The sequence below is a fragment of the Massilia eurypsychrophila genome (assembly GCF_002760655.1).
In the GTDB taxonomy this organism is placed as follows: domain Bacteria; phylum Pseudomonadota; class Gammaproteobacteria; order Burkholderiales; family Burkholderiaceae_D; genus JAFCUW01.
This window is the reverse complement of record NZ_PDOC01000015.1, coordinates 70,121-82,253: the sequence shown is the minus strand read 5'-3', so window position 1 is coordinate 82,253 and position 12,133 is coordinate 70,121. Positions and strand designations below refer to the sequence as shown.

Below are 12,133 nucleotides of genomic sequence, written 5' to 3'. Positions count from 1 at the left end.
TTGTAATGGAGTGCTCAACCCCAGGGGAAGGGCACAGAGTTGCCGGATAAAAAGCGGGCGGTGCGATACATCAGGTAGCCGAAAGGAAAGGAGCGCATCATCCAGGCGGCGGTGAGGAACACCACCGCCAGGCACAGCAAGCCGTGGGCGGGGCGCTGGAGCGGCAGTTCGCCGGCCAGCCAGATGCCGCCGAGGCTGACGGTGGCGCCCAGCGTCCAGCCGGCCAGCGCCTCGGCCGCGCTGTGCTCATCGCTGGCCACCAGCAATACCCCCATCAGTACCCCGAGCGCCAGTCCGCCGGCGGTGGCGGCGGCACGCGCGGCCGCGCCGCGGTGGCGTATCGGCAGGTAGAACAGCAAGGGCGCGATGGCGGTGATGCCGGCCGCGTGACCGCTGGCGGCCTTGAAGTCGAGCGCCGGCAGCGCGTTGCCCCAGGCGATGTAGGCGATCTTCGAGGCGCCGACCAGGCCGATGCAGGCGACGAACAGCACGCTCCACCAGAATGCCACCCGCCACGCGCGCGCCGCCAGCAGCCAGGCGGTGATGCCGGCGGCGGCCGCCAACGTCAGGGAAATGTCGCCGAGATGCAGGAATGTGTCCCAGTAAGCCATACCGCCTCATCGATGCACGAGGGCCGACAACGTGCTGGCAATGATGCGCAGGTCGGTCCAGAAGCTGCGTTCGCTGACGTAGCGCACGTAATAGTCAAGTTTGGTCGGCAGGATGGTCTCGACATAGGCGCGCTCGGGATCGGCGGCGCGGCCGAGGATCGCGCTTTCCTCGCGGTACAGAATCGAGGCCCAGTCGGTGATGCCCGGCGCCACCGACAGGACGATGGCGCGCACCGCCGGCGGATAGCAGGCGACGTAGCGCGGCACTTCCGGCCGCGGTCCCACCAGGCTCATCGCCCCTTGCAGCACGTTGATCAACTGCGGCAGTTCGTCGAGCTTGTGCTGGCGCAGAAAGGCGCCGGCGCTGGTGATGCGGCGGTCGCACCCCACGGTTAGCTGGGCCGACGTGTCGGGCGCCGCCGCCATCGTGCGAAATTTGTAGATTGAAAACAGCTTGCCGTGCCGGCCGACCCGCTGCTGGCGGAAAAATAGCGGACCAGGCGAGTCGAGCTTGATCCACAGCGCCGCCAGCGCGAACAGCGGCGCCAGCACGATCAGCCCGGCCAGCGAGGCGGCGATGTCGAACAGGCGCTTGCTCATGACAGCAGTTCGCGCACGCCGGCGATGACGCGCTGCTGGTCGGCGTCGCTCATCTTGGTGTACAGCGGCAAGGTCAGCATCGACGCAAAGCTTGCCTCGGCGGCGGGGAATTGTTGCGGCAACAAGTCGCCGCTGTCGCGCCAGTAAGGATGACGGTGCAGCGGGATGAAGTGGACGCTGGTGCCGATGCCAAGCCTGGACAGGCCGGCGATCAGCGCGTCGCGGCCAAGCGGCGCATCCGCGGCCAGCCGCACCACGTACAGGTGCCAGGCGTGGCCGTTGCCGGCGGCGGCGTCCGGCGGCAGCTGCAGCGGCAGTCCCTTCAGGCCGGCGCAATAGGCCTGCGCCAGTTCCTTGCGGCGCAGCAGGAAACGGTCGATCTTGCGCAGCTGCTGCACCCCGATGGCGGCGGCAATATCGGTCAGGTTGTACTTGAAGCCGGCCGCGACGACTTCGTAGAACCATGCCGGGCTGGTCGACGTGTAGCGGGCAAACGCGTCCTGCTTGATGCCGTGGATGCGCATCAGCCGCACGCGCGCCGCCAGCGCCGGGTCGCGCGTGACGACCATGCCGCCTTCGCCGGTCGTCATGGTCTTGTTGGCGTAAAAACTGAACACCGTGATGTCGCTGCCTAGCGTGCCCACCAGTTGGCCCTTGTAGACGGTGGGGAAGGCGTGCGCCGCGTCTTCGACCACGCGCAGCCGGTGCCTGGCCGCCACTGCCAGTATCGCGTCCATGTCGCAGGCCAGGCCGGCATAGTGGACCGGGATCACCGCCCTGGTGCGCGGCGTGATGGCCGCCTCGATCGCGGTCGCCTCGATGTTCAGCGTCAAAGGATTGACGTCGACCAGCACCGGCTGCGCGCCCAGGTAGCGCACCACTTCGGCGGTGGCGGTAAACGTCATGGTCGGCACGATCACTTCGTCGCCGGGGCCGATGCCGAGGGCCTCGAGCGCCAGGTGCAGGCCGGCGGTGGCCGAATTGACCGAGACCGTTTCCAGGCCGCCGCCCAGGTAGGCGCCGAATTCCTGTTCGAACTGGCGCGTCTTCGGGCCCGTGGTCACCCAGCCCGAGCGCAGGCAGGCAACGACTTCGGCAATCTCTTCCTCGCCGATGTCAGGCAGGGCGAAGGGGAGGAAGGGCAGGGCGTCGCTTGGCGTTCGGTTCGGTCCGGTCATGATTTTCCCAGGTTAACAACATCGCTGCACAATGCCGGCGTCAAGGCTAGGCGCAGGCCTTCAAGAAACGTTCCCCCAGCACCGGATAGGTGAGGTTCTCGAGCACAAATTTTTTGCCGCGCTGTCCCATCGTCTTGCGCTGCTCCGCGTCCATCGCCAGCATGGCGCGCACGCCCTTGGCGACGGCGGCGGCGTCTTCGGCGCGCACGGCCACGCCGCAGCCCGATTCGGTCACCAGGTCATTGCCCGACTCGATCGCGTACAGCACCGGCCGCGCCGCCATCATGTAGTCGATCAGCTTGTTGGGTGCGACGCCGAAGCGAAACAGCGGCTGGCGCTGCAGGCCGATGTAGGCCAGGTCGAAGAACTGCAGCAGCGCCGGCACATGGTTTTTCGGTACCGGATTGATGAACACGACGTTGTGCAGTTCTTCGTCGCGTGCCCGCTGTTGCAGGCGCGCTTTTTCGGGACCGCCGCCGGCGAGCACGAACGCGACCGGCTCGTGCCGCATCATGGCGGCCGCGTCGAGGTAGGTGTCGAGCGCGTTGGCGACGCCATGGCTGCCGGCGAAGCCGACGACGAACTGGCCGCGCCGGCGCAGCGCCGCCAGTGTCTCGGCGGCGGGGCCGGCCAGCGGCAGCGCCTCGCGCAGCCACTCGGCCGGGTCGGTGCCGTTCGGCACCAGGTGCAGCTTGTCGGGCGCCATGCCGTGCGCTTCAAGGTGGTCGCGCACCTTCGGCAGGATCGAGACGACGGCGTCGGAATGGCGGCAGGCGTAGTTCTCGGCTGCCTGCAGCAGCATGATGAAAGGATGCCACTTCGAGTGGCCGCCGAGTTCCATCGGCGACAGCGGCCACAGGTCGTGCACCTCGAACAGCAGGCGCGCGCCGGCCAGCCTGGCAATGCGGTGGGCCGGCCAGATGTCGAGCGGATAGGTGCTCGAAGCGATGACGACGTCGGGCTTGAAGTCGCGCGCCAGGCTGGCGCCTTCGCGGTACAGCCGCAGCACGAACGAGGCCATGTTGAGGGCGCGGGTGGCGCCGTTGCCGGAGTAAGCCGGAGTGTCGAACCAGGTGTACTCGATGCCGTCGATGGTTTCGTCGAGGCGTGACAGGCCACCCAGGCGCGGGCTTTCGGCGCGCACGTGCGAGCGGGCGGAGGCGACAATCCTGACCTGGTGGCCGAGGCGATGCCACTCGCGCGCCAGGTAGTAAGGGCGGTATTCCATGCCGTGCCGCAGCGAACCGGCGTAGTGATTAATCAGCAGAATATTCACGGTATCCCAGTGTTGTCATGTCGTTATCAGACGATATCAACCTAGAAATACTGCGTATTGAAACTACGCAAATGGTCTGGAAGGACGGCGATTCGTTGTTGCAAAATTTACAGCGCGGTCCGTCAAAGGTGATCCATCCTTCATTCAGACCTCAGCGGTTCGGCGTAGTTCAACATTCCCGGCCTGGCGCTGATATCGCCCATGAAAAAACCCCGCGCGAAGATCGCTTCGCGCGGGGTTCAGGTGAAACAGACTACTGTCTACAGCTTAGAAGCTCTCATACGCACCGATGTCATGCGCCGCGCCGCGAGGGCGAGCGTAGTAGTCGATGTCGGTCGTCGGCGCCGAAGTTGCCAGGCCCTTGTTGACCGCCGGCGAGTTGCTCTGCAGACGATAGTTACCTGTGCCGTTGGCCTGGTAGTTGACGAACAGCGGATTGAGCGCGATGGTGCCGGTGGCGGTACCGGTCTTCAGCGAAATGCCGCTGCCGTTGCCGTACACCAGGTTATTGGCGGTGATGTTGCCGGTGCCGATGCAAGTGACGCCCGAGTAGCAGTACTGCGCGATCGATGAGCGTGGGTTGTTGTAAACGATGTTGTTGATCACCTTGGTGTTCTTCAACTGCATGCCGCCTGGGCTGTCGCCGCTGCCGGTGACGATGCCGCCGCCCATGCTGCTCGAACCGTTGGCAAACACGGTGTTGTTGGCGATGACGACATCGGTCGCCGCGTGCCACAGGTGGATACCGAACGCCGACACGCGGTAGACGATGTTGTTGTAGATCTTGCCGCGCAGGTTGGACGAATAGATGCCCTGCACGCCGTTACAGGCGCCTGGCACACCGATGTCGTGCACCACGTTGCCGATGATGTCGCCGTCGGAGCTGCTGTAGTTGGCGTTGACGATGCCGGCGCCGCCGCTGCCGGTGCAGCCACCCGAGATTTTCAGGTTGTGGATGTAGTTGTTGGCCACCAAGGTGTATGACGCGTAGTTCAGGATGCCGAGGCGCCCTGGTCCGGTGATATCGAAGCCGGAGATTTCCGTGTAGTTGCCGTTGTTGGTCCACATCCATTCGGTGAGGATGCCGACCACCTTGGCGCCCCACTTGGTGTCGGACACGTAGCGGATACGCGCCGAGGCGGTGCCGTGAACGGTGGTCTTGACGCTTTCATTGTAGGTGCCGGCGGCCACGTGCACGGTGGTCGATGGCTTGGCCGCTCGCGCCGCGCGGGTGATCGTGCGGAATGGTGCGGTCTTCGAACCCACATTGGTGTCGGAGCCGTTGGTGGCGACATACAGATGGTAGGTCGTCGCCGGCGCTGGTGGCGTCGGGGTTGGCGTCGGCGTTGGCGTCGGCGTTGGCGTCGGCGTCGGCGTCGGGGTTGGCGTCGGCGTCGGCGTCGGCGTCGGCGTTGGCGTTGGCGTTGGCGTCGGCGTCGGCGTCGGCGTCGGCGTCGGCGTAGGAGTCGGAGTCGGCGTGCCGGCCGGGACGAACTCGTAGGCGCCGATGTCGAACGCGCCGCCTTGTGGGCGAGCGACGTTGTCGATATCGTCAGCAGGGGCCGATGTCGCCAGGCCCTTGTTGATCGCCGGCGAATTGCTCTGCAGGCGATAGTTGCCGGTGCCGTTGGCCTGGTAGTTAACGAACAGCGGATTGAGCGCGATGGTGCCGGTGGCGGTACCGGTCTTCAGCGAAATGCCGCTGCCGTTTCCGTACACCAGGTTGTTGGCGGTGATGTTGCCGGTGCCGATGCAATTGACGCCCGAGTAGCAGTACTGCGTGATCGATGAGCGTGGGTTGTTGTAGACGATGTTGTTGATCACCTTGGTGTTCTTCAGCTGCATGCCGCCTGGGCTGTCGCCGCTGCCGGTGACGATGCCGCCGCCCATGCGGCTCGAACCGTTGGCAAACACGGTGTTGTTGGCGATGGTCACGCCGGTTGCCGCGTGCCACAGGTGAATACCGAACGACGAAACGCGGTAAACGATGTTGTTCTGGATCTTGCCGCCCAGGTTGGACGAGTAGATGCCCTGCACCCCATTGCAGGCGCCCGGCACGCCGATGTCGTGCACCACGTTGCCGATGATGTCGCCGTTCGAACCACTGTAGTTGGCGTTGACGACGCCGGCGCCGCCGCTGCCGGTGCAACCGCCCGTCACTCTCAGGTTGTGGATGTGGTTGTTCGACACCAGCGTGTTCGACGCGTAGTTCAGGATGCCGAGGCGGCCAGGGCCGCTGATGTCGAAACCGTCGATGTCGGTATAGTTGCCATTGTTGGTCCACATGCCTTCGGTGCCGATGCCGACCACCTTGGCGCCCCACTTGGTGTCGGACACGTAACGGATACGTGCCGTCGCGGTGCCGTGCAGCGTGGTCTTGACCGACTCGTTATAAGTGCCGGCAGCAACGTGCACGGTGGTCGACGGCTTGGCCGCTCTTGCCGCGCGGGTGATGGTGCGAAACGGCGCCGTCTTGCTGCCGGCGTTGGAATCGGAACCGTTGGTGGCGACATACAAATGGTAGGTCGTTGGCACTGCTGCGGCGGGAACTGCTAACTTGCTTGCCAGCAGACGCGTGGTGTCGTCGGCCGGTGCGGGATCGGTTTCCGATGGCGTGCTGACCGCGTTCGCGTCCGTCGCCGCGTCGGCGGCGGCATCGGTGGCAGGCGCCTGGCTGGCGCTGTCGACCTTGGTCGCTGCAGCTTGCGTCGGCTGGCCGCCGTCGGTGTCGGACAAGCCGCCGCCGCAAGCTGTTAACAATACGGCGGCGCTGCAGCAGAGAAGGGCGCTGGCACGGACATCGGACGCAATGGTGACAAGTTTTTTCATCTGGAAACTTCCTAACTCAACAAAAAGAATGAACAACTTTGAGTGCAGGAAACTTCCAGAGTTCAATGTTTTGTGGGAAAAATTTCTGCGTCGTATCAAATGCGTAAAGACAATTTCTGTGGGGAAATCGTCATTCGGCGCGCTTGAGGCAGTCTCGAAACGGAAAGACCCGCACGGAATCAGCGTTCCGTGCGGGTCTTGTCAGAGGCGTTGGTCAGACAACGCTGATGCGGCTGCTAGTGATTTTCATATGCCCCAATGTCGAGCGCGCCGCCACGCGGACGCGCCACGTTGTCGATATCGAAGCTCGGTGCCGACAAGGCGATGCCGTTGTTTGCCGCCGGCGAGGTGTCGCGCAGCCGGTAGTCGCCGGAGCCGTTGGCGCGGTAATTGACGAATTGCGGATCGGCGGTGATTGTCCCGGTCGCCGCGCCCTTGCGCATGACGATGCCACTGCCATTGCCGTAGACGAGATTGTTGGCGACGATGTTGTTGTCGCCGATGCAGTCCTGGCCGGCATAGCAATATTGCTTGATGCCCGGTCCGGCGTTGTCGAACACGAGGTTGTTGATCACCTTGGTGTTGTTCAGCACGACGTTGCCGGGCCGGTCGCCGGTGCCGGTGACGATGCCGCCGCCAACGCCGCGCGCGCCATTGGCGAACACCGTGTTGTTGGCAATCATGACGTTGTTGGCCGCATGCCACAGGTGGATGCCGAACGACGAGGCGCGGTAAACGATGTTGTTATAGATGCGCCCGCGCAGGTTCGACGAATAGATGCCCTGCACGCCGTTGCAGTCGCCCGGAATGCCGATGTCGTGCACCACGTTGCCGATCACATCGCCGTCGGAGCCGCTATAGCTGGCGTTGACGATGCCGGCGCCGCCACTGCCGGTGCAGCCGCCGGAAATCTGCAGGTTGTGTACGTGGTTGCCCGATATCACGGTGTGCGAGGCGAAATTGACGATGCCGAGCCGCCCGCTGCCGCTGATGTCGAAGCCGACGATATCGGTGTAGTCGCCCTTGTTGGACCAGGTTGCCTCGGTGTCGGTGCCGATGATCCGGGCGCCCCATCTGGTATCGGACACATAACGGATGCGGCCGGTGGCCTTGCCCTTGGCATTGGTGACGACGTCCTCGACATAGGTGCCGCTGGCAACGTGCACCGTGGTGTCCGGTTTGGCTGCGCGCGCGGCCCGCGTGATGGTTCGAAATGGCGCCGCGCGGCTGCCATCGTTCGAATCAGAACCGCTGGTGGCGACGTACAAGTGGTGCGCCGTCGGTGCCGGGCCGGGTTGCGGATCGGGATCGGGTGTTGGGCCGGGACCGGGATCGGGACTCGGACTCGGATCGGGATCGGGATCGGGATCGGGACCAGGCGTCGGCGTGGGCCCGGGCCGCGGCACCGGTTCTTCGCCGGGCGGCGACTTGCTGTCGATGAATTCGTAGGCGCCGATATCGGGGCCGGCGCCTTGCGTGCGTTCCATGCCGTTCAGGTCGACGACGGGCGCCAGTGCCGCCACGCCGCGGTCGATCGCCGGCGACGTTTCCCGCAGCCGGTAATCGCCGCCGCCGTTCGGCAGGTAGTTGACGAACTGCGGATCCTGGTCGATGTCGCCGCGGCGCGGCGTGCTGGTCACCCAGTTGACCATGTTGTTCGACACCAGGTTGTTCGAAAACGTGTTATTTGCGCCCAGCTGACCGAGGCCGGCATTGCGCACGCCGGTCCGGTTGTCGTAGAAAATATTGTTGGCGACGTTGATGTAATCGGCCGGCAGATTGGAATGCGCCTGGTCGCCGCTGCCGTAGACCAGCCCGAACAGCGAGTGAACGGCGGTGTTGTTGACGACGTCGATATTGCGGTTGTCGCGCCACAGGTAGATCGCGCCCCAGCCGACGTTGTAGACCAGGTTGTTCTTGATGGTGCCGGACGTGGCCAGGTAGATGCCGTGGATGGTGCACCGGGCATCCTGGCCGATATCGTGAACCACATTGCCGACGACGTCGGTGCGCCCGCTGCTGACCGGATCGGACGCCGAGAAGATGGCCGCGCCGATGACGCCGTCGCAGTTCAGCGGCAACTTGCCGATGCGGTGCACGCGGTTGTTGCGCGCGGACGAAGAGCGGCCGGTAAATTCGATGCCGGTGCGCACCGACGAACTACCCGCCGCGCTCAGGTCGAAGCCGACGATATCGGTGAAGCCGCCCTTGGCCTGCCACAGCACCTTGTTTTGCGCGCCGGGCGGCGGCTCGATCCTGGCGCCCCATTTGGCGTCGGACACGAAGATAATCCGCGCCGACGAGCTGCCGCTGACCTCGGAAACAATCGTCTCGGCGTAGGTGCCGGGGCCGACGTGGACCGTGGTGCCGGCGCGCGCCAGGCTGGCGGCGCGCTGGATGGTGCGTAGCGGCGCCGTCCGCGTGCCGGCGTTCGCGTCGGACCCTTCTGGCGCCACGTACAGGTCATTGGCGCCGAGCGCCACGCTGGTGCTCTCGGCCAGGATCTGGGTGCCTTTCGCTTCGACCGCGGGATTGGCGGGCGCGCCACCCTGGCCGCAGGCGGCCAGCAGCGCCGACACGCCGGCCCACAGCAGCGTGCGCAAGCGCGACGGCGCGTGGACGGTTTGCCGATCCGTCCGGATTTTGTCGTCGTACAATTTGGCAAATGTCAATTTACACATTGAAACTTACTCCTCACGTCAGGTCAGTTGAGTAAGGTATGACCAAGGTCAACTGTCTTAGTTCAATGTCTCCGCGGCAACATATATCGCCGGGAACTCTCGGACAGAGGAAAACGGATCCAAAGTGAACGAAATTCAAATGCTCGATGGCCACATAGGCGTGCGCAATCGGGCTCCACCATAGAGGAGGCCTGGTGGCCGGCTTGTTGCATCGGGAAAAAACATAGCCGTAAAAAAACCCGCGGGGAGCTGCGCTCCACGCGGGTGTTTTTCGCCACAAGCAGACTTACATCAAACTAAAGCTTAGAAGCTTTCATACGCGCCAATGTCCAGCGCGCCACCCTTTGGACGCAAAAAATTGTCCATGTCGTAGATTGGTGCCGAGCTTGCCACACCCTTGTTGATCGCCGGCGAATTGCTCTGCAGGCGATAGTTGCCGGTGCCGTTGGCCTGGTAATTGATGAACAGCGGGTTCTGCGTGATGGTGCCGGTAGCGGTACCGGTCTTCAGCGAAATGCCGCTGCCGTTGCCGTACACCAGGTTGTTGGCGGTAACGTTGCCCGAACCAATGCAGTTCACCCCCGAGTAGCAGTACTGCTTGATCGACACGCCTGGGTTGTTGTAGACGATGTTGTTGATCACCTTGGTGTTCTTCAGCTGCATGCCGCCTGGGCTGTCTCCGCTGCCGGTGACGATGCCGCCGCCCATGCCGCTCGAACCGTTGGCAAACACGGTGTTGTTGGCGATGATCACGCCGCTGGCGGCGTGCCACAGATGGATACCAAACGCCGAGACGCGGTAGACGATGTTGTTGTAGATCAGGCCGCCCTGGTTGGACGAGTAAATGCCCTGCACGCCGTTGCACGAACCTGGTACGCCGATGTCGTGCACGACGTTGTTGACGATGTCGCCATTCATGCCGCTGTAGTTGGCATTGACGATGCCGGAGCCGCCGCTGCCGCTGCAGCCGCCGGAGATTTTCAGGTTGTGGATGTGGTTGTTGACGACCACCGTGTTCGATGCGTAGTTCAGGATGCCGATGCGGCCTGGTCCGGTGATGTCGAAGCCGGAAATTTCGGTGTAGTTGCCGTTGTTGGTCCACATGCCTTCGGTGCCGATGCCGACCACCTTGGCGCCCCACTTGGTGTCAGACACGTAGCGGATGCGCGCCGTCGCGGTGCCGTGCAACGTGGTCTTGACCGACTCGTTGTAGGCGCCGGCGGCAACGTGCACGGTGGTCGACGGCTTGGCCAACTTGGCCGCGCGGGTGATGGTGCGAAACGGCTTGGCCTGGGTGCCGGTGTTGCTGTCGTTGCCGGTCGTCGAGACGTACAGGTGATAGATCGACGGCGTGGCGGCGGCGACGGCGACGGTCGAGGCCAGCATGCGCGTCTCGCCCTCGGCCGCGGCAGCAGCCAAGGCATCGGAGGTGGCGGCGTCGGCAACTGCCGTGGTGTTGACATCCGCGCCGAAGGCGGGAGCGGCGACGGTTGCATCGAACTGGCTCGTGGCGCTGTCGACGACGACTGCGGCGGTCTGGGTCTGGCCAGCGCCGGTGTCGGACACGCCGCCACCGCAGGCAGTCAACAACACCGCGGCGCTGCAGCATAACAGCGCGTTCACACGAACATCCGAAGCAAAGGTAGCGAATTTGATCATCTAAGAATTTCCTAACATCACGAAGAGAATGAGTAAGCTTTGAGGGGAGGAAACTTCCTAAGTTCAACGTTTTTGCGGATAAATTTCTACGCCGTATCAAATGCGCAAAAACACTGGGCAATGGGAAACGCTGGACAGGCGTGCGGACGCAGCCGGCGGACCGCTCGAAAGCGGTGCCGGCGTGGATAGGAGAAGGAGGGCCGGGCTAGAAGTTTTCGTAGGCGCCGATATCGGGCGCGCCGCCGCGCGGGCGCGCGACGTTATCGATATCGGTGGCCGGCGCCATGCTCGCCAGCGCGCTGTTGACCGCTGGCGAAGTTTCTTTCAGGCGATAGTCGCCGCTGCCGTCGGGCCGGAAGTCGACGAATTGCGGGTCGGCCACGATGGTGCCGGCGTCCGTGCCGCGCCGCAGCGATATCGCGCTGCCATTGCCGTAGACCAGGTTGTTGGCGATGGTGTTGCGCGCACCGGTGCAGTTCTCGCCGGCATAACAGTATTCCTTGATTGCCGCGGCGGGGTTATTGAAGACGATGTTGTTGACCACCTTGGTGTTGTCAAGCACCACGCCGCCGGGACTGTCGCCGGCGCCGATGACGATGCCGCCGCCGACGTTGCCGGCGCCGTTGGCGAACACGGTGTTGTTTGCGATCGTCACGTTGTTGGCCGCATGCCACAAGTGAATGCCGAACGCGGAGGCGCGGTAGACGATGTTGTTGTAGATGCGGCCACGCAGGTTCGACGAATAGATGCCCTGCACGCCGGCGCATTTGCCCGGCACGCCGATATCGTGGACGACGTTGCCGATGATGTCGCCGTCCGATGCGCCGTAGTTGGCGTTGGTGATGCCGGCGCCGCCGCTGCCGGTGCAGCCGCCCGACACGGCCAGGTCATGCACATGGTTGCCGGCCACCAGGGTGTACGACGCGTAGTTCAGGATGCCGATCCGGCCGCTGCCGCTGATGTCGAAGCCGACAATATCGGTATGGTTGCCGCGATTGGTCCACATCGCTTCGGTGCCGCGGCCGATCACCCGCGCCTGCCATTTGCCGTTCGATACGTAGCGGATCCGCGCCGCCTTGCTGCCGTGCGCGGTGGTCTTGACGTTTTCGCGGTACAGGCCGGGCGCGATCAGCACGGTGGTGCCGGCCCGGGCCACGCTGGCGGCGCGCCCGATGGTGCGAAACGGCAGTTCCGCGGTGCCGGGGTTGCTGTCCTGGCCAGTGGTGGCGACAAACAACAGCGTCGCAGTCGATGAAGCGCGGCTGGCGCCGGCCGCTGCAATCGCAAGCATTACGGTGA

At 64.2% G+C, this 12,133-nt stretch carries 8 protein-coding genes; all 8 read right to left on the bottom strand.

Annotation, left to right across the window (positions count from 1 at the left end; all coding sequences use genetic code 11):
- Positions 1–14: 14 nt before the first annotated feature.
- The 8 genes from CR105_RS19940 to CR105_RS19905 all read right to left on the bottom strand — a co-directional run bounded on the left by CR105_RS19940 (position 15) and on the right by CR105_RS19905 (position 12,125).
- The gene (locus CR105_RS19940; RefSeq protein WP_099791424.1) at positions 15–611 is read right to left on the bottom strand and encodes a hypothetical protein; all 597 of its coding nucleotides are present in this window, start codon (positions 609–611) and stop codon (positions 15–17) included.
- A gap of 6 nt (positions 612–617) precedes the next feature.
- Positions 618–1,211 carry a sugar transferase gene (locus CR105_RS19935; RefSeq protein ID WP_099791422.1) on the bottom strand — a complete coding sequence of 198 codons (594 nt, stop codon included), beginning with the start codon at positions 1,209–1,211 and terminating at the stop codon, positions 618–620.
- A complete protein-coding gene (locus tag CR105_RS19930) occupies positions 1,208–2,389 on the bottom strand; it encodes a DegT/DnrJ/EryC1/StrS family aminotransferase (RefSeq protein ID WP_099791420.1) in 1,182 nt (393 codons plus the stop codon). Before CR105_RS19930 ends, CR105_RS19935 begins: the two co-directional genes overlap by 4 nt.
- Before the next feature lie 46 nt (positions 2,390–2,435).
- The gene (locus CR105_RS19925; protein ID WP_099791418.1) at positions 2,436–3,665 is read right to left on the bottom strand and encodes a glycosyltransferase family 4 protein; all 1,230 of its coding nucleotides are present in this window, start codon (positions 3,663–3,665) and stop codon (positions 2,436–2,438) included.
- 267 nt (positions 3,666–3,932) lie between these two features.
- Positions 3,933–6,494: a choice-of-anchor Q domain-containing protein gene (locus CR105_RS28995; RefSeq protein ID WP_099791416.1), complete on the bottom strand. Its 2,562-nt coding sequence runs from the start codon at positions 6,492–6,494 to the stop codon at positions 3,933–3,935.
- Between the two features lie 236 nt (positions 6,495–6,730).
- A complete protein-coding gene (locus tag CR105_RS19915) occupies positions 6,731–9,175 on the bottom strand; it encodes a right-handed parallel beta-helix repeat-containing protein (protein WP_099791414.1) in 2,445 nt (814 codons plus the stop codon).
- Positions 9,176–9,478: 303 nt separating this feature from the next.
- On the bottom strand, positions 9,479–10,798 hold the full coding sequence (locus CR105_RS19910) for a right-handed parallel beta-helix repeat-containing protein (RefSeq protein WP_229414032.1): 1,320 nt from the start codon (positions 10,796–10,798) through the stop codon (positions 9,479–9,481).
- Positions 10,799–11,039: 241 nt separating this feature from the next.
- Complete coding sequence (locus CR105_RS19905) at positions 11,040–12,125, bottom strand: right-handed parallel beta-helix repeat-containing protein (RefSeq protein ID WP_099791410.1); 1,086 nt, start codon at positions 12,123–12,125, stop codon at positions 11,040–11,042.
- Positions 12,126–12,133: the final 8 nt, after the last annotated feature.